General features: G+C 37.3%; 24 protein-coding genes and 1 pseudogene. 8 read left to right on the forward strand and 17 right to left on the reverse strand.

The window, feature by feature from the left end:
* Positions 1–40: 40 nt before the first annotated feature.
* From trpA to CVT15_RS07570, 7 genes are all read right to left on the reverse strand, one after another.
* Positions 41–790 carry a tryptophan synthase subunit alpha gene (gene trpA, locus CVT15_RS07540; RefSeq protein ID WP_103576992.1) on the reverse strand — a complete coding sequence of 250 codons (750 nt, stop codon included), beginning with the start codon at positions 788–790 and terminating at the stop codon, positions 41–43.
* Complete coding sequence (trpB, locus tag CVT15_RS07545) at positions 783–1,964, reverse strand: tryptophan synthase subunit beta (protein ID WP_107898037.1); 1,182 nt, start codon at positions 1,962–1,964, stop codon at positions 783–785. The genes trpA and trpB overlap by 8 nt, the downstream gene beginning before the upstream one ends.
* Positions 1,957–2,568, reverse strand: coding sequence for a phosphoribosylanthranilate isomerase (locus tag CVT15_RS07550; protein ID WP_103576993.1), 612 nt, complete (start codon positions 2,566–2,568; stop codon positions 1,957–1,959). Before CVT15_RS07550 ends, trpB begins: the two co-directional genes overlap by 8 nt.
* Positions 2,555–4,171, reverse strand: a complete 1,617-nt coding sequence (trpD, locus tag CVT15_RS07555) for an anthranilate phosphoribosyltransferase (RefSeq protein WP_103576994.1) — start codon at positions 4,169–4,171, stop codon at positions 2,555–2,557. The genes CVT15_RS07550 and trpD overlap by 14 nt, the downstream gene beginning before the upstream one ends.
* An 85-nt stretch (positions 4,172–4,256) precedes the next feature.
* The gene (gene recR, locus CVT15_RS07560; RefSeq protein ID WP_009294391.1) at positions 4,257–4,829 is read right to left on the reverse strand and encodes a recombination mediator RecR; all 573 of its coding nucleotides are present in this window, start codon (positions 4,827–4,829) and stop codon (positions 4,257–4,259) included.
* A complete protein-coding gene (locus CVT15_RS07565) occupies positions 4,826–6,082 on the reverse strand; it encodes an ArsS family sensor histidine kinase (RefSeq protein WP_087586138.1) in 1,257 nt (418 codons plus the stop codon). The genes recR and CVT15_RS07565 overlap by 4 nt, the downstream gene beginning before the upstream one ends.
* Complete coding sequence (locus CVT15_RS07570) at positions 6,079–6,750, reverse strand: response regulator transcription factor (protein WP_107898036.1); 672 nt, start codon at positions 6,748–6,750, stop codon at positions 6,079–6,081. Before CVT15_RS07570 ends, CVT15_RS07565 begins: the two co-directional genes overlap by 4 nt.
* A gap of 123 nt (positions 6,751–6,873) precedes the next feature.
* On the opposite strand from CVT15_RS07570, the gene dnaJ reads away from it, so the two are divergent.
* The gene (gene dnaJ / locus CVT15_RS07575) at positions 6,874–8,016 is read left to right on the forward strand and encodes a molecular chaperone DnaJ (RefSeq protein ID WP_107898035.1); all 1,143 of its coding nucleotides are present in this window, start codon (positions 6,874–6,876) and stop codon (positions 8,014–8,016) included.
* Between the two features lie 215 nt (positions 8,017–8,231).
* Here the strand turns inward: dnaJ and pyk are convergent, their stop codons facing one another.
* A complete protein-coding gene (pyk, locus tag CVT15_RS07580) occupies positions 8,232–9,683 on the reverse strand; it encodes a pyruvate kinase (RefSeq protein WP_103576997.1) in 1,452 nt (483 codons plus the stop codon).
* Between the two features lie 90 nt (positions 9,684–9,773).
* On the opposite strand from pyk, the gene CVT15_RS07585 reads away from it, so the two are divergent.
* Positions 9,774–10,829, forward strand: coding sequence for a TRAP transporter substrate-binding protein (locus CVT15_RS07585; RefSeq protein WP_021091622.1), 1,056 nt, complete (start codon positions 9,774–9,776; stop codon positions 10,827–10,829).
* 121 nt (positions 10,830–10,950) lie between these two features.
* On the opposite strand, the gene CVT15_RS07590 is transcribed toward CVT15_RS07585, so the two are convergent.
* Genes CVT15_RS07590 through gatC form a run of 9 tightly spaced genes read right to left on the reverse strand, consistent with a single transcriptional unit; the run spans position 10,951 to position 18,408 of the window.
* Entirely contained in the window at positions 10,951–11,739 is a 789-nt protein-coding gene (locus tag CVT15_RS07590) for a shikimate dehydrogenase (protein WP_103576998.1), read from the reverse strand.
* Entirely contained in the window at positions 11,736–12,581 is an 846-nt protein-coding gene (locus CVT15_RS07595) for an SPOR domain-containing protein (protein ID WP_087586134.1), read from the reverse strand. The genes CVT15_RS07590 and CVT15_RS07595 overlap by 4 nt, the downstream gene beginning before the upstream one ends.
* A gap of 13 nt (positions 12,582–12,594) precedes the next feature.
* Positions 12,595–13,137, reverse strand: coding sequence for a DUF1882 domain-containing protein (locus tag CVT15_RS07600; protein ID WP_084041248.1), 543 nt, complete (start codon positions 13,135–13,137; stop codon positions 12,595–12,597).
* Positions 13,137–14,381 (reverse strand): serine hydroxymethyltransferase, encoded by a 1,245-nt coding sequence (locus tag CVT15_RS07605; protein WP_084041231.1) that lies wholly within the window; start codon positions 14,379–14,381, stop codon positions 13,137–13,139. The genes CVT15_RS07600 and CVT15_RS07605 overlap by 1 nt, the downstream gene beginning before the upstream one ends.
* Complete coding sequence (gene lysS / locus CVT15_RS07610) at positions 14,378–15,886, reverse strand: lysine--tRNA ligase (protein WP_230853999.1); 1,509 nt, start codon at positions 15,884–15,886, stop codon at positions 14,378–14,380. The genes CVT15_RS07605 and lysS overlap by 4 nt, the downstream gene beginning before the upstream one ends.
* A gap of 4 nt (positions 15,887–15,890) precedes the next feature.
* Positions 15,891–16,358: a Fur family transcriptional regulator gene (locus CVT15_RS07615; RefSeq protein ID WP_021091630.1), complete on the reverse strand. Its 468-nt coding sequence runs from the start codon at positions 16,356–16,358 to the stop codon at positions 15,891–15,893.
* Position 16,359: 1 nt separating this feature from the next.
* Positions 16,360–16,971: a CvpA family protein gene (locus CVT15_RS07620; protein ID WP_103577000.1), complete on the reverse strand. Its 612-nt coding sequence runs from the start codon at positions 16,969–16,971 to the stop codon at positions 16,360–16,362.
* Positions 16,971–18,110, reverse strand: a complete 1,140-nt coding sequence (locus CVT15_RS07625; protein ID WP_103577001.1) for a type IV pilus twitching motility protein PilT — start codon at positions 18,108–18,110, stop codon at positions 16,971–16,973. The genes CVT15_RS07620 and CVT15_RS07625 overlap by 1 nt, the downstream gene beginning before the upstream one ends.
* Positions 18,111–18,120: 10 nt before the next feature.
* A complete protein-coding gene (gatC, locus tag CVT15_RS07630) occupies positions 18,121–18,408 on the reverse strand; it encodes an Asp-tRNA(Asn)/Glu-tRNA(Gln) amidotransferase subunit GatC (RefSeq protein ID WP_072594515.1) in 288 nt (95 codons plus the stop codon).
* A 127-nt stretch (positions 18,409–18,535) separates the two neighbouring features.
* Between gatC and CVT15_RS07635 the strand changes: the two genes are divergently transcribed.
* The 6 genes and pseudogenes from CVT15_RS07635 to CVT15_RS07660 all read left to right on the forward strand — a co-directional run.
* Positions 18,536–19,099, forward strand: a complete 564-nt coding sequence (locus CVT15_RS07635; RefSeq protein ID WP_087580345.1) for a hypothetical protein — start codon at positions 18,536–18,538, stop codon at positions 19,097–19,099.
* A complete protein-coding gene (locus tag CVT15_RS07640; RefSeq protein ID WP_107788422.1) occupies positions 19,099–20,106 on the forward strand; it encodes an L-seryl-tRNA selenium transferase in 1,008 nt (335 codons plus the stop codon). Before CVT15_RS07635 ends, CVT15_RS07640 begins: the two co-directional genes overlap by 1 nt.
* Positions 20,103–20,435 (forward strand): hypothetical protein, encoded by a 333-nt coding sequence (locus CVT15_RS07645; RefSeq protein WP_103577002.1) that lies wholly within the window; start codon positions 20,103–20,105, stop codon positions 20,433–20,435. The genes CVT15_RS07640 and CVT15_RS07645 overlap by 4 nt, the downstream gene beginning before the upstream one ends.
* Positions 20,422–21,051, forward strand: a complete 630-nt coding sequence (locus CVT15_RS07650; protein ID WP_084041953.1) for a type III pantothenate kinase — start codon at positions 20,422–20,424, stop codon at positions 21,049–21,051. Before CVT15_RS07645 ends, CVT15_RS07650 begins: the two co-directional genes overlap by 14 nt.
* Positions 21,048–21,656 (forward strand): ATP phosphoribosyltransferase, encoded by a 609-nt coding sequence (hisG, locus tag CVT15_RS07655; protein ID WP_107898034.1) that lies wholly within the window; start codon positions 21,048–21,050, stop codon positions 21,654–21,656. Before CVT15_RS07650 ends, hisG begins: the two co-directional genes overlap by 4 nt.
* A gap of 115 nt (positions 21,657–21,771) precedes the next feature.
* Positions 21,772–21,972 (forward strand): annotated as a pseudogene (locus CVT15_RS07660) (cytochrome c3 family protein); the annotation flags it as partial.
* Between the last annotated feature and the right edge of the window lie 401 nt (positions 21,973–22,373).

Consider the following 22,373-nt stretch of genomic DNA (forward strand, 5'->3'; position numbering starts at 1 on the left):
CTTTGGCTTTACTAAATTAGCTATAAATTTATTAAGCATTTTAAAAGAGTTTATCTATCTCTTTTACTAGCTTTTCACCGCTAAATTCGGCACAAAGCTTAACTATTTGCGTACCTATTATCGCTCCGTCAGCATATTTTTTTACTTCATTAACATCATCTTTGTTTTTTATACCAAAGCCAACAGCTACTGGCAAATCGCTCTTTTTCTTAAGCTCTAGGACCAATTTTTTTATCCTATCTTCATCAGCCCTTTTTGAACCGCTAACGCCGATCGCGCCAAGAGCGTAGATAAATCCTGAGCCAAATTTTAAAATTCCATCCGCTCTACTACCAGATGTGACGCTGATAAGTGGTATCAGGCTTAAATTTAGCTCCTTGCACTTTAGAGCAAATTCCTCGCACTCCTCGCAAGGCAGATCCGGAACGATAAAGCCGCTAACTCCAGCCTCAACTGATCTTTTTAGAAATTTATCAACACCATAAGCAAAGATGATGTTGTAATAAACCAAAAAAACAAGTGGCTTTGTCACTTTTGCCTTGCAACTCTCAAGCATATCAAAGACAACGTCTGTATTTACTCCATTTTGCACCGTCTCAAAGCTAGCTTGCGCGATGAGTTTGCCATCAGCTAGCGGGTCAGAGTAAGGGATGCCGATCTCAACTAGATCTAGCGTGCTCTCATCTAAATTTTCTAAAAATTCCTTCGTTTTTTCTAAGCTTGGATATCCAGCCACGATGTAGCCGATGTTTGCTTTTTTGCCACTAAATGCGCTTTTAATCTTATCCATAAATTTTTCCTTTTTCGTAACCGATAACTGTGTTTATGTCTTTATCGCCCCTGCCTGAGACGTTTACGACTATGACACTTTTTTTATCTAGTTTTGGGCAAAGCTTCTCCAGATATGCCAGCGCGTGCGCGCTTTCGATGGCCGGGATGATGCCCTCCATTTTGCTTAAGAAATAAAGAGCGTTTATGCACTCATCGTCCGTTACGGCTTCGTATTTTACCCTTTTGATGTCGTTTAGGTGAGCATGCTCTGGTCCGATGCCTGGGTAGTCTAAGCCTGCTGAGATGCTATGCACTGGCAAGATCATACCGTACTCATCTTGCAAGACGGTTGTTTTCATGCCGTGGATAATGCCGGTTTTGCCTTTGCTAAGCGTAGCTGCGTGATAAGGCGTCTCTATGCCAAGGCCGCCAGCCTCGATACCTACTAAATTTACGCTCTCATCGTCCAAAAATGCGCTAAAAATTCCAATAGCATTACTGCCGCCTCCAACACAGGCGATGACGTAGTCGGCCTTTTTGCCATACTCTGCAAGCTGAGCCTTCGCCTCTGTGCCGATGATGCTTTGGAAGTCACGCACGATCTTTGGATATGGGTGTGGGCCAACGGCTGAGCCGATGACGTAAAATGCACTCTCTATCTCGTTTACCCACGCTTGTATGGCCGCCGTAGTCGCCTCTTTTAGCGTTTTTAGGCCGTCTTCTACGCTCACCACTTTTGCTCCAAGAAGCTGCATACGAAAGGCATTTAGCTGCTGTCTAGCCACGTCTGTTGCCCCCATATACACGTCGCACTCCAAGCCCAAAAGTGCCGCAGCAGTCGCTGTCGCCACGCCGTGCTGACCAGCTCCAGTTTCAGCTAAAATTTTCTTTTTGCCCATTTTTTTAGCAAGTAGCGCTTGAGCAAGAGCGTTATTTATCTTGTGCGCGCCAGTGTGGTTTAGATCCTCTCTTTTTAGGTAAATTTCATGTCCGTAGTGCTCACTCAGGCGCTTTGCAAAAAAGAGCGGACTAGGCCTACCCACATAATTTTTAAGCAGATCATCAAGCTCGTCTTTAAACTCTTTTGTCTTTGCGATGCTAGCATAGGCGCTTTCCAGCTCATCAAGGGCAAACATCACCGTCTCAGGCACGAACTGCCCGCCAAATTTTCCAAAATATGCTTTACTATTCATCTTCTACCTCACCTATGATCTTTAAAATTCTCTCTATCTTTTGCGCATCTTTTATGCCGTTTTCGTCCTCGACTTTTGAGTTGATATCGACTAGATATGGCTTAAATTTGAGCGCCTCTTTTATGTTGTGCTCGCCTATGCCCCCAGCCATGCCAAATTTAAATTTGACCTCTTTTAAAATTTCCCATTCAAAGCTAGTGCCATTTCCGCCGGCATTTTCGCCCTTGCAGTCAAAAAGCGCCATGTCAAAATGCTTAAAATCAACCTCTGGCAAGCTATCTTTCACGCTAAAAACCTGCCAGATCTCAAGCCCCATATCTTTTAAATTTGCCTCTAAATTTTCACTCACCACTCCATGCACCTGAGCGACGTCAAGCCCTGCAAACTGGCAAATTTCCATTATTTCACAGTCACTTTGCTCAGCAAAAACGCCAACTACTTTTTTGCCCTTGCTGTGAGCAAATTTAGCTATCTGCCTAGCCAAATTTAGCTCGACTCTTCTTTTGCTTTTGGCAAATATTAGTCCGATAAAATCAACATCCAAAGTGCAAACTTCGCTTGCCTCATCTAGCGTTTTGATGCCACAAATTTTAACTAGCGCCATTAGCCCCAGCCTTTATAAACTCTTCATAAAATTTATACGCCTTTCCAGAATTTATCGCCTCAAGCACCATTTTTTTGGCCTTGTCTGGGCTCTTTGCACCATCAGCCCCGTAAAGCGCAAACATCGCATTAAAGACCACGATGTCAAATTTTGCCCCCTGCTCCTCGCCTTTTAGCGTGCGGATCAAGGTTTTGGCGTTTTCTTCAGGCGTGCCGCCCTCGATATCGCTGTGAAGCGCTCTTTTAAAGCCAAACTGCTCTGGCGTGATGCTGTACTCAAAAATTTCTCCATTTTTTAGCTCAACAACGCTTGTTTCACTGCAAAGCGTGATCTCGTCTAATCCGTCATCACCTCGAACGACTAGAGCGTGCTTTCTGCCAAGGATTTTAAGCGTCTGGGCATAGAGTTTTAGCACTGGCTTGTGGTAGACACCAACTAGCTGATTTGTAAGGTTTAAATTTGGATTTAAAAGCGGTCCAAGCACGTTAAATACGGTCCTTATACCAAGTCTTTGTCGCACCTCTCTCACCTCACCAACTAGCGGGTGGAAAAATGGTGCGTGAAAAAAAGCTAAATTTTTACTAGCTAAATTTTCGCGCTGTTTTGCCAGTGATTTTTCACTTTTTACACCTAAAATTTCAAGCACATCAGAGCTGCCTGACTTGCTTGAAACTGCCTTATTGCCGTGTTTTGCGACCTTTACACCAAGACTTGCGAGGATAAATGCCACAGTTGTTGAGATATTTATCGTCTTAAAGCCATCACCGCCTGTGCCACAAAGATCGATCATAGGCGTGTCATCACGGTAAGTTTGCGAGTATTTTAGGATATTTTTTGCAAGCGCAGCGAGGCTTTTTGGATAGAGACTCTTTTCGCTAATGAGCACCAAAAGGGCTGAAAGCTGCACGATCTCGTACTCTTTACTGGCTATTATCTCGCAAATTTGCTCAAAGTCACTATCATCAAGCGGTATGCTCTCTTGAAGCTTGATAAGATATGGCTTAAGTGAGCGAATTTTTGGCTCTTTTACCTCTTCTTTTGCCTTATAATTTACAAAATTTTCAACGATCTTTTTGCCGTATTGTGTAAAGTAGCTCTCTGGGTGAAACTGGATACCAAATATCGGCTTATCTTTTACGCTAAGCGCCATAACTACGCCATCATCACTCACTGCATCAGCGCTTAAGCTAGCTGGGAGCTCATCGACATAAAGCGAATGGTAGCGCATAACCTCAAAGCGTTCAGGCAACCCTGCAAAGAGCGGCTCTTTGTTTTTCACATCAATAAACGAGGTCTTGCCGTGAAGTGGATCGTCTAGCCTTTTTATCTTTGCACCAAAACTAAGCCCTATAGCTTGGTGTCCAAGGCAAATTCCAAGCACTGGCACGCCAAGATCGGCTTTTAGAATTTCTAAACAAACTCCGCTATCTTTTGGGTGCTTTGGTCCTGGACTTAAAATGATCTTGCTTGGGTTTAGTTTTTTGATCTCATCAAGCGTGATCTTGTCATTTCTAACACATCTAACCTCTTCATCGGTAAGCTCTTTAACATACTGTTCAACATTAAAAACAAAACTATCGTAATTATCTATGAGTAAAATCAACCTATATCCTTTAAATTTAGCAGCGGTTGAGCCTTGGCTAAATTTCTACAAATTTAGGCAAAATTATAACTAAAAGAAAGTTTAATTAGGCTTTTGTACGGCTTTCGTAGGCTTTTAAAAGTGAAAGCATGTCGACGTTTTCTAAATTTACACCAGTTGGCACGCCTTGAGCGATCTTACTAAATGAAATTTCACTCATGCCAAGCTTATCCTCGACGTAAAGCATGAGCGCATCAGAATTTAGCCCTGGTGTAAAGGCAAAAACAACCTCTTTTGAGCCATTTTGCTTAATCGCACTTCGTAGCCTCTCTATGGCATCCTCGTCTATCTCATCAAGCACAAAATAAAGCCCATTATAAATTCCATTTTGCTCAAAGACCAGGATATCTTTTGGACTCTCAACCAGCAATATAACCTCACTATCCCTGCTCTCGTCGCTGCAAATGTCGCAAATTTCATTTTCACTTAGCCCACCGCAACGCTCACAACGTTTGATAAACCTCACCGCGTCTTCGATATTTTGAGCAAGTCTTAGCCCTGCAAAGCTATCTTGCATGCAGACAAAGTAGGCAAACCTTGCAGCTGATTTTTTACCGACACCAGGGAGCTTTGCAAAAGACTCAGTTAGCTCGTTAAATTTTTCTAAGCCTCTTTTCATGCTCGCTTCGCCTTTGATCTAAGTAAAATTTTAAATACATGATAGCCGTCTTCATAGTCATAGACAAGCTCAAATTTTTGCATCTGACAAATTTGCTCGATGATATAAAGTCCAAGCCCCATGCCACTCCCTGCGCTTACTTTATCGCCACGCACAAAGGCTTGTTTGTAGTAATCAATCGGATGATTTAGTTTTTTGCCTAAATTTTTAACCGCTATAAATTCGCTATCGCAGATCAAAATAGCCTTCTTATCATCTGCGTATTTTAGGGCATTGTCTATCAAATTTTTAATCGCTAAACTAAAAAGCTGAAAATCCACTCTTAAAATGACGTCATCTCTGATATCGCAGCTCACTCGCTCTTCAAATCTATCAAGCATGAGCATATCTTGCACTTGCTCTAAAATGAGCGAGAAATGACACTCTTGGTAGTTTAGAGCGTAGCTTTTAGAAAGGAGCTGCTCGACCTTGCTAAATTCATTTATCAGCATCTCAAGGCGCTCAAACACATTGATGAGCCTCATCTTTTGGGTCTCATTTACGACCATTTCAGAGACGATCCTACCCTTACCAATAGGAGTCTTTAACTCATGCATAATCGCACGTAAAAATAGCTGCCTTGAGCGGATGAGCTCTCTTATCTTGCAAACGGCGTTATCAAACTCCACTGCAACCTGCCCGATCTCATCTTGCTCAATTTCATTTAGCCTAGCCGTCATCGCCATTTCCATATTTCCACTGGCAAATTTTCTGATATCTTTACTAAGCCTTCTAAGCGGCGAAAGACTTCTAAGAACAGAAACATAAAGTGAGATGAGAAGGGCTGAAACTATCAAAAATGCGACCCAAAGTGGATCATTTACGTGTCTTGCGTCGTTACTTTCAAGAAGCAGCTGAAAAGACGGATTTTTAATAAGCAAATACAAATCGCCTTTATAATTAACCGATTGCACCACTCCAAGAGGCGTGTGCTGTGTAAAAACAACAGTTCCATTTGTAGCTATTGAAGTGGCTAAATTTTTATTTCCAACATACTCTAAATAAAAATTTTTAAAATAATGCTCTAAATCTCTTGGGGGATTTCCACGTTCATAGAGTGCGACAAGATAGTTCATCGCACTTATTTGTCTATCCTTTAGTTTTTCTAAAGCGCTTTCTTGCTGAATGTTTGCAAAAGTTACAAAGAGCAAGCACATCAGCGAGAAAGCTATGGCAAAGATAATAGTTATCTTCGTAGTTATGGAATATTTCATCCGATAAGCTTATATCCTATGCCTCTTACTGAAAATATATGTTTTGGGGCTTTTGAGCTATCACCGATTTTTGATCTAAGGCGTCCGATAATAACATCTAAGCTCTTTGAATCTTTATCTTTTAAGCTTTTGCAGTTATAAACCAACTGCTCACGAGAGACTGAAAAGCTATGCTGTTTGATGAGATAGGTTAAAATTTCATACTCAGCTGGTGTAAGAGCAAGGGCTTCATTATTAAAGTAAATTTCATGGCGCTTGTCGTCTATCCTAAATGCGCTATCAACGACCTCTTCTTGAACTTCGTTTGTCTTTTTATATCTTCTAATAAGACTTGTGATACGAGCATACATCTCTTTTGGATCGTATGGTTTTGGCAAATAATCATCCGCTCCAAGCTGAAGTCCAACGACCTTGTCGCTGATGTCACTGCGAGCCGAGCTTATGATGATAGGGATGTCGTATTTTTGGCGAATTTCTTTGCAAACTTCAAGGCCGTCTATGCCTGGCAAAGTAAGGTCAAGTATGAGCAGGTCATAGTTTTTTATGCCGGCACTTAGTCCTAGATATGGGTCTTCAAAGTTAGTCACTTTTATATTAAAACTATCAAGATATTCAGATAAAATTTGTGCAAATTCTGGATCGTCTTCTATCATTAAAACGTTAATCATAAATCATCCTTTTCATTGAAAAATAGTAGAGATTATACGGCAAAAATGTAAATTCTTTTTTAAATTTAAACTTTTTTGGATAAAATCTCACATTTAAAATAAGCTTAATAAACAAGGAAAAATGTGGAGTTTGATTATTACGAGATCCTTGAAATTTCAAGAAATGCAAGTGGCGACGAGATAAAAAAAGCCTTTAGAAAGCTCGCTTTAAAATACCATCCAGACAGAAACGCTGGCGACAAAGAGGCTGAGCAGAAATTTAAACAGATCAACGAAGCCTATCAGGTCTTAAGCGATGAGCAAAAGCGCTCAATATATGACAGATACGGCAAAGAAGGGCTTGAGGGTAGATTTGGCAGTGGCGGTGGCTTTAGCGCTGATTTTGACCTTTCAGACATTTTTGACTCGTTTTTTGGTGGCGGTTTTGGCGGTGGCTCTAGACAGAGAAAAAGACGAAGCGAAAAATACTCAGCAGATCTTGAAATTCCTATAAATTTAGAGTTTAATGAAGCTGTTTTTGGCTGCGAAAAAGAGATCAAATTTGATCAAAAAGTGCCTTGCCCAACATGCAACGCAACAGGCAGTAAAGATGGCAAAAACAAAACTTGCCAGCACTGCGGCGGAAGCGGCAGGATCACACGTGGAAATGGCTTTATGAATATCGTCCAAGAATGTCCATATTGTCACGGAAGTGGTGAAGTAATAAGTGAGCCTTGCCCTGATTGTAACACAAAAGCTTACAAAACCCAACAACAAACTGTAAAGATTACCATCCCTGAAGGCGTTGATAGCGGCATGAGAATGAGAGTAGCTGGCAAAGGCAATATCGGTACGAACGGCGTTCAAGGCGATCTTTATGTAAGCATAAACGTAAAAGAAGATAAGCATTTCATTCGCCACAACGACGATGTTTATCTAGAAATTCCTGTCTTTTTCACGCAAGCTATACTTGGCGAAAGCATAAAAATTCCAACTCTTCGAGGAGAAACTGAGCTAAAACTACCTGTTGGAGCAAAGGATAAGCAGCAATTTATCTTTGAAAATGAAGGTATTAAAAGCGTAAATTCGCGTAAAAAAGGTAGGCTTGTAGCGCAAATTTCTATTCAAACGCCTGAAAAACTAAGCGATGAGCAAAAAGAGCTTTTAAATAAGCTTCAATCTAGCTTTGGTATAGAATCAGGCAAATCAAATACCGATGAAAGCGTCTTTGATAAGATAAAAAGCTGGTTTAAAGGCGATGAGCCAAAAGGCAAAAAGAAAAAATAAATTTAGATTTGTGACGTCAAATTTAACGTCACAAATTCTTTCAAAATAAATTTTATATATCCTAATTTTTACAAATAAATTTCACACAAATTTTAAAATTTCATGAGTGAGTAATTTCGGCTATAAAATTTGAGCTAAGCAAAAAGCAAAGACAAATCTTAGCAGTCAATTCTTACGAGCAAGCAAAATTTTAAAATTTGCAAGAGAGTATAAATTTACTCAGTTGCAAGCTCCAAATAATAATCAAGCTGATCGCGTCTGATGATACGTATAAGGTTTGTGCTACCCTCAACGCCCGTAGGGTGACCGGCTGTGACAAGATAGGTCTTGTCGTGTTCAACATATCCCTCTTCATACGCCTTTTTCATGACATTTGCTAAAAGTGAGCTAAGCTTTGTTTTTTCTAATACAAGCGCTGGTGTAACACCCCAAGCAAGGGTAAGCATATGTGCTGTTTGCTCATCGTGAGCGGCTGCGATGATATCGATATTTGTGCGGTTTCTAGCTAATTTTATAGCCGATTTTCCTGAGCCAGTGATTGAGATTAAAGCATCTGCTTTTATGCGAACAGCAAGAGATGCGGCACTACTTGCCACCATATCAGTCTCGTCAAAAAAGTCAAACTCATCAAATTTATTATATGGATAGATGCTTTGAGTTTGGATGATCGTTTTACTCATCGCCTCAACGACCGCGACTGGGTTTTTACCGATCGCACTCTCTTCACTTAGCATAACAGCATCAGTGCCATCTAATACAGCATTTGCTACGTCGCTGATCTCCGCTCTTGTGGCAGTCTCATGCTCTGCCATGCTTAGCATCATCTGGGTTGCTGTGATGACTGGCTTGCTTGCTGCATTTGCTTTTTTGATGATGAGCTTTTGGATAGTTGGAACCTTATAAAATGGCACTTCTATGCCAAGATCGCCACGAGCTACCATGATACCATCACTCTTTGCGATGATATCGTCTATATTTTCAACCGCGTCAAATTTCTCGATCTTAGATAAAACGGCAGCTCTTGAGCCAAATTCTTTTAAGATATTTTTTGCCTTTATTACGTCATTTGCATCTTGCACGAAGCTAATGGCGACAAAATTTACGCCATGCTTTGCGCCAAATTTCATATCTTCTTTATCTTTTGGTGTGATGATCTCGATACCAAGGGCTGTATTTGGGAAATTTACGCCTTTGTTTGAGTTTAAAATTCCATCATTTTCAATGATAGTTTTTACTATTTCTTTACCTTCGCTGACAACCTTTGCTCTTATAGAGCCGTCATAGAGATAGACATACTCGCCAACCTTTAGCATAGGCAAAATTTGAGGCTGGTTTAGGCTTACTTTATAAATTCCTTTTCCCACTTTTTCACCAATAATCTCATCAGCATGGATACTAAGTTCATCACCAGCCTTTAGATAAAATGGCTCACTAAGCTTGCCAACTCTGATCTTTGGCCCACAAATATCTTGTAAAATGCCTATTCTTTTATTTAGCTTTTTTTCGATATTTCTTATCTTGTCAATGTTTGATTTATGGTATTCGTGTGTCCCATGGCTAAAATTTAAACGAAAGACATTAACACCCGCTTTTACCATCGCCTCCATTGTCTCTTCATTATCACTTGCTGGCCCCAAAGTAGCTACGATTTTCGTCTTTTTTATCATTTTATGCCCCATAAATTTGATTTTTGCGATTATAACACATTTTAATAATGTAATTTTTTGTATAATAGGCAAAATTTTAAAGGAGAAGATATGAATAAATTTTTATTAGCGTCTCTTGGTCTAGCAGCTGTTGCTTGCGTTGCTATGGGAGATGATAAAGTTTATAAGCTAAAGCTTGCTAGCTCATGGGAGAGCACTATGCCAGTGCTTGGCGATGTACCAAAAGAGCTAAAGGACAAAGTTGAAAAGATGAGTAATGGCAGACTTGAGCTAAGGATTGATTATCCATCAAAGCATAAATCGCCTTTTGCGATGCTTGATTTTGCTAAAAGCGGTCAATACGACATTACCTACACAAGTAGCTATTATTATAAAGGCAAAGATGCTAAAACTATATTTTTTACAGCAACTCCATTTATGATGAATACTGATGAGCAAACAGCTTGGTATGAATTTGGCGGTGGTAAGGAGCTTGAGGCAAAAGTTTACGATCCATACAATATCAAAATTTTTAGAGCTGGAAATACCGGCATGCAAATGGGTGGCTGGTTTAAAAAAGAGATAAAATCATTAGATGATATCAAAGGCTTAAAGATAAGAATTCCGGGCTTTGGTGGTGAAATTTACGCTAAACTTGGCGCTAACATCAATACTATCCCAACTGGTGAGCTTTACATGGCTCTTGAGATGGGAACGATCGACTCAGTCGAATGGGTAAGCCCAGCTTATGACATGGCACTTGGCTTTCACAAAGTAGCAAAATACTACTACACAGGCTGGCAAGAGCCAAACGGTGAAACTCAATTTTTCTTTAATAAAAAATCATACGAAAAACTTCCAGATGACCTAAAAGCGATCTTTGAAGCAGCTGCAGCTGAAGTAGCAAGAGATGCAAATACAAAAGTATTTTATTCAAACGTCGAGTACTGGGATAAAATGAAGAGTGAATATCCAGACATCCAAGTAAAATCTTTCCCTCCAGAAGTAATTGCAGCTCTTAAAAAAGCCACAAATGAGCTTCTTGATGAAGAGAGTGCTAAAGATCCGTTATTTAAAGAGATCGTTGAGTCTCAAAGAGCTTTCCTTAAAAAAGCAAGAGAATGGACTAAAATTTCAGACTACGCTTATATCAAAACAAACGAATAGTAAAATTTAGCAGGGATATTCCCTGCTTTTTATATTTATTCTAATTACTTTCAATAAAAATTTTAATCAAAATGTTTTTATACAAGCCATAAATTTTTACAAAAATAAATACTGGTGGCTATTATAGATAGAAAATTTCTCTCATTGAGCGCTCTATCTTTGACTCATCGAGTGTATTGTGAAAAAATAAATTTAGTGCTAAAACCGCTTGATATAAAAGCATATCGGCACCATCTTTTACGCCAAGGCTGCTTTGCTTGGCCATTTCTAAAAATGGTGTTTGCTTACCATAAATCACATCAAATGCGAATTTAGCATCTTTAAAAATGCTTTTTAAAATTTCTTTAGGTGCTGGTAAAAAATCATCCTTTAAGCCAGCAGAGGTCGAGTTAATGACTAGATCAAATTTTTGCTCTTCGTAGTTATCCCAACTAAAGCATTTGTACTCATCTTTAAATTTCTCAAGCCTATCTTTACTTCTATTTAGTATGCAAACATCAACGCCTTGTTCTTTTAATGCATAAGTTATGGCATTTGCAGTACCGCCAGCTCCAAGAACAATAGCTTTTTTTACATCTTTAAAATTTTTTATTGCCTTTAAAAACCCAGGCGCATCTGTATTGTATGCATAAATTTTGTCATTTTTAAGCACAAGCGTATTTGCAGAGCCTATTTTGCGAGCTATATCTGAAGCTTCATCGGCTAAATTTAAAGCCCACTCTTTATGTGGAAGCGTTACGTTTGCACCATTTAATTTTAAGGATTTAAATTTATTGATTAATTCGCTACCATCTTTTAGCAAGACTCTTGTGTAAAGTGCTTTTAAGCCCAGGTCTGCAATGGCTTTATTGTGCAGCCTCGGAGATACCGAGTGAGCTATTGGATCTCCAAAGACTGCGAATGTTTTCATTTTGCTCTAAAGATAAAAGCGTCTTTATTGATATCTTTTCTAATATCGCCTACTACTTTTTGAAGCGTTTTTTCATCAAATGGACCAACTAAAATTTTAGTCAGTTCACCAACTTTTATAGTCTTGTAACTATATCCCTTAGCAGCGATCTTCTTCATATATTCAGCATTTGGATTAAATTTACTAGTCACAAACACTTGAACGTAAGAGCCTTTTGTGGCAGGTTCACTTTTAGCTACTTCAGCTTTTTTGTCCGTTTTTTCTATTTTAGTTTCAGCCTTTTTTTCAACCTTTTTATCTACTTTATTTTCAGTCTTAGCTGGTTTTGCCTCACTCTTTTTATCAGTAGCTGCTACTTTTTCGACTTTTTTAACTGGAGTATCTACCTTTGTCTCAGCTTTTTTTGCTGGTATTTCAGCAGGCTTTTCGATAGGCTTAACTATCTCTTTTGGCTCTTCAGTTTTAGAAACAGGCTTATTATTTTCTTTATCCTTTAGCTTTTTGATCATATCTTCAAATTCGTCTTGTTGCTTATTTTCAGGCACGATCGGTACTTGCTCAAAAAGCTGTGTATCGCCTTTTTTATTGTCTGAATTTGTATCAGCTATCGGAGCTTGTCTATCTACTGGCTGCTCAGCTGGTACTGGAGGAAGCACTAGTCTTGAATCAGCTTCATTTTGAGCTTGTGAAGGATCGCTTGAATTTACTAGCTTCATAGCCACTACAATGATCAAAAAAAGTATAATAAGAGCTGCTATAAATATCAGAAGTTTTTTTAGCTTCAATCCTCTTGCGTCATCATCTCTTTCTAAAAGAATATCTTTTAACTCATCGTTTTCCACTTTTTATCCTTAATTACATATATTTTGACCAACTTGCCCCGCGCTCTTTTTGATAGAGCTTATAAGGTAAAGTTAGTATGTTAAATTCTTTTGGCATATCGATATTTGGAAACATTCTCCACTCTTTAGGTAGCTTCTGTGAAAGCTTTGCGTTGAGCATATTTGCTAGCTGACAAGCCTCATTTAGCGTAGTATGACCTTTATGCACGTAAAGGTGCAGATGTCCTGGCGTCTTACTCTCGTAGGCTGTAAAATTTATAAACCCCTCTTCTCTTAAAAGAAGCTGTGCTTTATGCCAAAATCTATCTGGGGTTCTGCCGTTATAGTCAAAGACTATATTCTCAACTTTATCGTATGCATTTATTAAAGAGTGTGCAATAACAGCCTTGCCCTCTTCATGCTCTTTCATAATATTATAGGTCAGTGGCTCATTTATCTTTTCAAATTTATCAAAGAAAATTTTACCTCTGTATTCTATTTTATTAACGATCGTATCACGCTTGATATAGTAGTGAGTTGTAATAATCTTTATAAGTGCCGTATCAATACTTTGCATCAAAATGTCGCTTTATCATAGATTATAAATTTGTGAGCAAGTTCAACTAGCTCAGCTTTTGTCTTCTCTTGTAAAGATGTGTTGTTTATGTCGCTTAGCACGTCAGCTATTTTGTTTGCTATTAGTTCAAACTCAGCTTCTTTCATGCCACGAGCCGTAAGCGCAGGACTACCAACACGTATACCACTTGTGATAAATGGGCTTCTTGTCTCACCTGGAACCGTATTTTTATTTACTGTTATGCCTGCATTTCCAAGAGCGATATCAGCGTCTTTACCACTAAAATCTCTATTTAAAAAGCTCATTAAAATTAGATGGTTATCAGTGCCACCACTTACTAGATCAAAGCCTCTTTTTATTAGCACTTCGCCTAATTTTTTAGCGTTTGCTTTTACTTGTTTAGCATAAATTTTCCACTCAGGACTAAGGTTGTGCTTAAAGCCAACTGCCTTTGCTGCGATGACATGAACTAGTGGTCCGCCCTGGATACCTGGGAAAATAGAAGCATTTATCTTCTTAGCATACTCTTCGTTATTTGTCATAATGATACCGCCTCTTGGGCCTCTTAATGTTTTATGCGTAGTTGAGCTTACGACATCACAGTATGGGAAAGGACTTTGATGCTCGCCAGCAACAACAAGACCAGCAATGTGAGCAACATCTGCAAAAAGTATCGCACCAACAGCATCGGCTATCTCACGAAATTTTTTAAACTCGATCTCTCTTGTGTATGCGCTTGCGCCACAAACGATCATTTTTGGTTTTACTATCTTTGCGATATCCATGACTCTATCGTAGTTTATGCGGCCATCAAGCTCGACGCCATAGAAAAAGCTCTCATACATCTTGCCAGAGCTGCTAACCTTTGCGCCGTGTGTTAAGTGTCCACCATGGCTTAGATCCATGCCTAAAATTTTATCGCCTGGATTAAGTAAAGCGCCATAAACACCTTGGTTTGCCTGAGAGCCTGAGTTTGGTTGAACGTTTGCAAATTCACATCCAAAAAGCTCTTTACATCTATCGATCGCGATTTGCTCGATCTCATCTACAAATTCGCAGCCACCATAATATCTCTTGCCAGGATAGCCTTCAGCGTATTTGTTTGTTAGGATTGAGCCCATTACTTCCATAACTTCTGGATATGTAAAATTTTCACTAGCGATCATCTCAAGGTGATCACATTGGCGTTTTAGCTCTAAATTTACTAGATCGTAAATGTCCTTATCGTAGCTTTGCAAACTCATTTTTCATTCTCCTTTATCTCATTTTTAAGTGGCCTCATCGCTGGGAAGAGCACAACATCACGTATTGATTTTTTATCCGTTAAAAGCATCACGAGCCTATCTATGCCTATACCCTCACCTGCAACTGGTGGCATGCCGTATCCTAGGGCTTTTACATAGTCCTCGTCCATCTCATGTGCCTCGTCATCGCCTGCGTTTTTAGCATCGATTTGCGCTTTAAAGCGGTTGTATTGATCAATTGGATCATTTAGCTCGTTAAAGCCATTTGCTAGCTCACGACCAGCGATAAATAGCTCAAACCTCTCAGCCACATCAGGATTTGCGTCACTTCTTCTTGAAAGTGGACTGATCGAAATCGGATAATCAATAACAAAAGTTGGGTGTATAAGCTTACTCTCTACGTAGTTATCAAATAACTCAGCCTGTAAGTGACCAAGATCAAGCTTCTCATTTGCTTCAAGGCCATCAGCTCTTAGTTTTGCTAAAATTTTATCTTTGTCGTTTATGATATTATCATCTAGTTCGCCGATTTCAACTAGAGCTTTTTTGTAGCTTATTCGCTTAAATGGCTTGCTAAAATCAATCTCCATGCCATCAAAATTTACAACTTTTTCCATATCTAGCTTGTCTAAAATGACATTAAAAAGATCCTCTGTGATACCCATTAAATCGTGGTAGTTGTGGTATGCCCAGTAAAACTCTATACTTGTAAACTCAGGATTGTGAGTAAGATCCATACCTTCGTTTCTAAAATTTCTATTCATCTCATAAACAGCCTCAAAGCCACCTACTATAAGGCGTTTGAGGTATAGCTCAGGTGCGATCCTTAGATATCTCTCTACTCCAAGGGCATTGTGAAAAGTGATAAATGGCTTGGCGTTTGCACCGCCTGCTATTGGGTGTAGCATCGGAGTTTCAACTTCTAAAAAGCCTTTTTCTTCAAAAAATCTTCTAATCGTACTTATAATCACTGAGCGTCTTTTAAAATCAGCTCTAACTTCAGGATTCATTATCATATCAAGATATCTTTGGCGATATCTTGTCTCAACATCAACTAGACCATGATACTTCTCAGGAAGTGGACTTATCGACTTTGAAGCAAGGCTAAGCTCGCTTACATGCATGGAAAATTCGCCAGTTCTTGTTATAAATGCATAACCTCTGACATAGACGATATCGCCTATCTCTACGTATTTTTTAACGATTTTAAACCACTCTGGATCAAGCGTTTTATTGCTAAAGTAAATTTGTAAATTTCCATCTTCATCTTCGATATTTGCAAAAACCGCTTTTCCAGCATCACGAATTAGTTTTATTCTACCTGCAAGACCTACTAGCTGACCCTCGGCCTTTTTTTCTTCTGTATCATTAATGTAGTTAAATTTTAGTCTAAATTTAGAGATATTCATATCTCTTCTAAGAAAATGCGGATATGGATTAATACCTAAATTTCTTAGCTCGTCTATGCTTTGTAGTCGTTGAATCTCATGTTGGTTGTCAAATATCACCTTACTTTCCCTTTATATTATTTTTTGAGCATTTTTCACAAATTCCATAAAGCTGCATCATATGGCCAGTTAGTTTAAAGCCATGATCTTTTGCGATACTGATTTGTCTTTTTTCTATCATTGGATCTTCAAATTCTATGATAAGGCCGCACTTTCTGCATATCATATGGTCGTGATGTGGCTTTGTGGCAAGCTCAAATTTTTTGCCTTGTGAACCAAAGCTGATTGATGTCACCATTTCTGATTCTTCAAGTAGATTTAGTGTTCTATAAACAGTTGCGATACCAATATTTAGCTCAGGGTGTGTCTCTTTTATAAAAAGATAAAGTCTTTCTGGAGTAAAGTGTTCGCCATTGTTATATAGCGTTTTTAGTAAAATTTCACGCTGTTTCGTGTATTTTAAACCATTGTCGCGAAGCACTCTTTTGAATTTCTCAAGCAACGCATCATATTCTAAATTTTCTATCATTTTATTCCCCTTTTGTGATATTAGAGTCGGTATTTACACTAGCATTTGCATCCATTGAGATAAATGCATCAGTTTTATTTGTATCCATTGGTCTTGCCACTATCTCATCTAACTCACTTTTGATATTTTTTACATCAAGATTTGTTATCCATTTGCCAGTTTCTATCAAAACCGGATAAACTTTACTGTTCGCAAAATAAGGAGCAATTATATTATTTAGCGAAGTGCCAGATACTACAGCAACTACTGCAGAAAATGTTAAGAAAATTTTTCCACTTCCCATAACAAATCCACCAAGTCTATCCAAAAAACCAAGTCCGCTTACTGAAACTATTTTTGATAAAAATTTACCAACTAGTAAGCAAACTAGCCAAAAAACTAGCCAAAGAGAGATAAATGCAACAAACTGTAAAAATGAAGGATTTTCAAATTTATATATATTTTTAGTTATAAACTCACCAGATAGATCTGAAAACCTGCTAGCTATAATTAAGCCGCCGATAAGTCCAATAAGTCCGAAAGCTTCTTTTATAAGTCCATTTAATATGCCTTTTATGCCAAGCATCAAGACAAGAGCAATAATAATAATATCAAACCACGTTACTAAATCCATTATATAGTTCCTATTAAATTTTGAAGTTCTTGCTGGCTAGTTGAATAAGCTAGCGCATTTTCTTTTGTAATCTTACCCTCTTTTAGTACTTTCATCAAAGCCTGGGTTTGCGTACTCATACCAGTTTGTTGTTGATTTAGCTGCATCTGAGAGTAAATTTGATGTATTTTGTTTTCACGTATCAAGTTTGAGATAGCCATATTGTTTATTAAAATTTCATGCACCGCGCATCTTCCACCGCCTATCTTTGGGATCAGGCTTTGTGAAACGACAGCAGTTAGCGAAACACTAAGCATATTTCTTACTTGTAATTGCTCGCTCCCATCGAAACTATCAACGATCCTATTTATAGTTTGAATGGCTGAATTTGTGTGAAGCGTACCAAAGACTAAGTGTCCGGTCTCAGCCGCCGTAATAGCCGTTGAAATCGTTTCCCTATCTCTCATCTCGCCTACAAGTATGATATCTGGATCTTCACGAACCGCAGATTTTAGAGCCCTTGAGTAAGAAGTTGCGTCAGTGCCGATATTTCTATGAGAAAATAGAGCTTTTTTATTGTTATGCACAAACTCGACTGGATCCTCAATTGTAATAATATGCTTTCTATAATTTAAATTTATCTCATTAAGCATGGCTGCGAGAGTTGTTGATTTACCACTTCCTGTCGGTCCAGTAACCAAAATAAGACCTTTTTCACGCTTAATAATGTGTTTAAAAATTTGTGGGGCATTTAACTCATCAAGAGATGGGATATTGATTGGGATTATACGAAAAGCAGCAGCTAAATCACCATTCATGGTATAGTAATAGTTGCCACGAAAGCGACCAATATCTGGAAGCTCGATCGCAAAGTCAAGCTCTTTATTATTCTCAAGTTCACTTTTTTGTTCATCAGTAATCAAAGCAAAACATAAATTCTCTATATCCTTGCCTCTTAGCACGCCAAAATCAATAGGCTTTAAAGCACCATCTACTCTTATTTGCGGCTCAGATCTTGAAACAAGGTGAAGATCGCTTGCCTTATCACTCACAACAGTTTTTAAAAGTGTTTTTATATCGCCAGCAAGATTATTAAGGCTATTATCTTCTGGTATTTTTACACTTAAATTCTTTGCCTGAAGCTGTTCGATTAGATCCATATTTTTACCATTATTCTATTATTTTTGGTACAGCAAAAAAATGCCCTTCACGCGAAGGAGCGTATTTCAAGATCGTATCAATCACATCGCTTGGTCTTGGCTCATCTTCTCTTAAAGGTGTGCCACCTTTTATAGAGCTAACTACAGCTTCATCGCTGCTTAGATCAAGTTCGTTTAAAATATCAACAAAAGATACAATCTCACTTAGTTGTTTTTTTACTTCTTCTCTTTTTTCATCACTGATTTGTAAGGCAGAAAGTTTTTCTAATTTATTTAAAAGAGTATCATCTATTTGCATTATATAAGTAACCTTATTAATTAATTTTGAGCCATTATATCACATTCAAGCTTTAATTTTGGGATAGTTTTAATTTAATTATGTTAAAATCTGCGAATTAAAATTTTTTAAAAATAAAGGAAAAGCGTTGGCTATAAAAGAAGATCTAACACAGATAAAACAAGAGATTGGTGCTCAAGAACAGTTTTTAGAAAGCATGATCAAAGGTGAGCGTTTCTTTAGAAAGTATAAAAAATTTATGATAATTGCCATTATCGTTGCCGTCATTGCAATTATTGGATTTTATTCGAACAAAATAATAAATGATAATAGAATTGAAGATGCAAATTTGGCTTACTCAAAGCTCATTTTAAATCCAAACGATGCAAATGCCTTAAGCATTTTAAAAGAAAAAGAACCAAATTTATATGCACTTTTTTCACTTCAGCAAAAGCTTGATAAAAATGAGACAAATGGCATTAGTGAACTTGCAAATTTAAAAGTAAATCCTATAGTAAAAGATATCATTCTTTCACAAAATGGTAATGCAAACACTCAGATTTTAAGCGAATATAGCACACTTTTAAAAGGTTTTGAGCTTTTAAAACAAAACAAAATCAAAGAAGCAAATGATGAGTTTAATAAAATTTCACTCGACTCTCAACTTCAAACTTTAGTTAAAAATTTAAAACACTATCAGGGAATAAAATAATGAAAAAAATTACTCTTTTCTTGGCTTTTGCCTTGGCTTTAGTTTTAAGCGGATGTGGCACAAAAAGACAATATTTCGAGCCAGCTCAAACCTCTGGCAAAATTTCTTTGTCAAAAGATATGCCATCTTATATCAAATCAGCAAATGCAAATGGCGCCACTCTTGACAACGGCAATATCATCACCAAAAACGGTCTAAATACAAACATCAAGTTGCCTGAAAATTTTAATTTCTTAAATGAAAACAACGGCTTTATCATATCAGCTAGTATAAATGGCGATCTAAATGTGACAGATCCTAACGGACGCAGCGTTTATAGCAATAAATTTCCAACAGCAATTGTTGCTGCTTCTCTTGATCAAAACCTATTAGCAGCTATCAGCGCGGCAAACCACATCTATCTAATAGACATAAATACCGCAACAACAATAATGGAATATAGCTCGTCTAATATAGCAGCAGTTGATTCAAGGATCGTAGCACCATTTTTTATGAGCTCGCTTATCGTTTATCCAGCATTAGATGGCAAAATTTACATAGTACAAAAAGAGACTGGTAGAATTTTACGTGACGTGGTCGTAAGCTCTGAAAATTTCTTTAATAACATCATATTCTTAGGCGTTGAGGGTGATAACCTAATAGCAGCTACAGCAAAAAAACTTATCGTCATCAACCCAAGCCAAACAGTCTATTATGATGGCGAGATCAAAGATGTATTAGTTAATAACGATGAAATTTATATCTTTAAAAAAGATGGTACGATCGTAAGAACAAATCTTATGCTAAAAGAGCAAAATAAAGTAAATTTCAAATTTGCCATCTTCTCAGCAGCCACTATTATCAATAATAAGCTCTACGTAATCGAAAAAACAGGCTACGTTATAAAAACAAATTTAGACCTCAGTGGAGCTGAAATTTATGAATTTAGCGATGAGATAAAAGATAAAAGCTTTATGGGCAATGGTGCCTTTTATTATGATAATGAACTTGTTAATTTAGGGCAATGAACCAAAAAATTTGGGAGCTTTTTGAAGCCAAAAAAATCCTTTTAAAAGATATCAAAGCACTTAATACAAGTGAATTTAGCACAAAAAAGACGCTTGATATCTTTTGGGGAGTGGACAATAAGAGCTTTTACAATCTTGTCTTTTTAAGAACAGCAAAAAGTAGATTACTACGCAAAGAGGCTTTGGAGCTTGAAGAAATTTCTAAAAAAATAGAGATGAAATTCCAAACAAGCCTAAGAAAAAAAACTATATTTTATAGCTCAGAAATTTGTTCTAAAGCCTTAAAAGAACTACAAGATAATAATTGGCGATGTTATGATTTTGTGTAATATAGGCAATACTAACGCTACATTTTTAGAAGATGGCAAAATCTCACGTATGAAAATTTCTGAGTTTAAAAGCTATAAGCCAGAAAAAAAAGTATATTTTATATCCGTGAATGATGAAATTTTAAATATTTTAAAAGATAATAAGATGTTTGTGGATCTAGAACCATTTTTTACTATTGATACGATATATCAGGGTCTAGGAGTAGATAGAATCGCAGCATGTTACTCTATAAATAATGGCGTAATCGTTGATGCTGGAAGCGCCATAACAGTTGACATTATGGCAAATTCTATCCATCTTGGAGGATATATCTTGCCAGGCATTTCAAGTATGCTAAACGCCTACAAAAGTATCTCGCCACGACTTGATATTACTATAAATTCACAAATTGACATAGATGCACTACCACAAAAAACAGCTGATGCTGTAAGTTATGGCATTATTAAACCAATAATAACTCTACTAGATAAACTAGCCGGTGACAAAAAAGTCTATTTTACTGGTGGAGATGGCGACTTTTTGTCCAAATTTTTTAAAAATGCTATTTGTGACAAGATGCTAGTTTTTCGTGCCATGCAAAAGCTAATAACCGAAAAGAAAGATATGATAATATGATAACAGTAGCATTACCAAAGGGAAGAATAGCCGAAGCAACGCTGGAAATTTTTAGAAAAATTTTTGGTTCAAGTTTTTTATTTGAAGACAGAAAACTAATCCTTGAAGAAGGAAATTTTAGATTTTTAATGGTTCGCAACCAAGATATCCCGACTTATGTCACTGAAGGTGCAGTTGATATTGGTGTGGTGGGACTTGATGTACTTGAAGAGCACAAGCCAAACGTTGTGAGACTACTAGATTTAAAAATTGGACAGTGCAAAGTTTGCATCGGCATAAAAAATGACTCTGAGCTAGACCTAAACCAACCAGAGCTAAAAATAGCTACAAAAATGCCAAATATAACAAGGAATTATTTTACAAATCAAGCTGTAGCTGTAAAGATCATCAAACTTTATGGCTCGATCGAACTTGCACCATTAGTTGGCTTAAGCGACGCGATAGTTGATGTGGTCGAGACTGGCTCAACTATGAAACAAAATGGACTAAAGATCGCTGGTGATATCATGCAAAGCTCGGCTTATCTAGTAGCAAATAAAAATAGTTTTATCATTAAAAAAGATGAGATTTTAGAGCTTTATAAAAAAATCAAAGAAGAGATTTAAGGTCCTTCTCTATTATCATAAAGTACAAAATTTCTCTAATTATAAAGTCCGACTATTCGCTTATAAATTCTTTTGGAATAATGCATTGGTAGTCACTGACACACTTTTTATATTAATTTATCTTAATAGATTGGACTTATCCAAAGAGTGTATAAATATTACAAAGATAGTAGTTTCTGACGAGCTAAGAGCTAATCATAAGCTAAAGCCTTATTACGAATATCTAAGCTTTGATTGTATTGATTGCCATCAAAATCAAGGCGATAATCCTAGCAAATTTAAAGAGATCGGTGATAATGGCTGTACTAGTTGCCATACAAATGTGATAGATAGTAACAAAACATTAGCACAAGCTCAAAATATGCATGCCCACTAAAACCTCTTAGCAGTGATAAAGAGCTAAAATATGTAAGCTGTAACTATGGATGTAGGACATAGCGCTAGCTTTATAAATTACCTTGAATACTGGAAGCCAACATATAAAATTTATAAGAAGAAGATGCTGGAGCAAAAAAATCAATACTAAGAAAAAATTCTTCAAAGATGAGTATAAACCTACAAAATAGAAAGAGAAATTTTTAAAATAAAAGGCCGATAAGAATAATACAAAACCTGTTGGTAGTTTTTGACGGGATAAGTCTAAACTTTCTTATTAATCAGGCAAGTAATTTAAGCTTGCCTGATTTTACTTCTTAGGAAAAGTTTTAATATAAATTT

Origin of the sequence: Campylobacter concisus (assembly GCF_003048595.2) — a bacterium.
GTDB lineage: Bacteria > Campylobacterota > Campylobacteria > Campylobacterales > Campylobacteraceae > Campylobacter_A > Campylobacter_A concisus_L.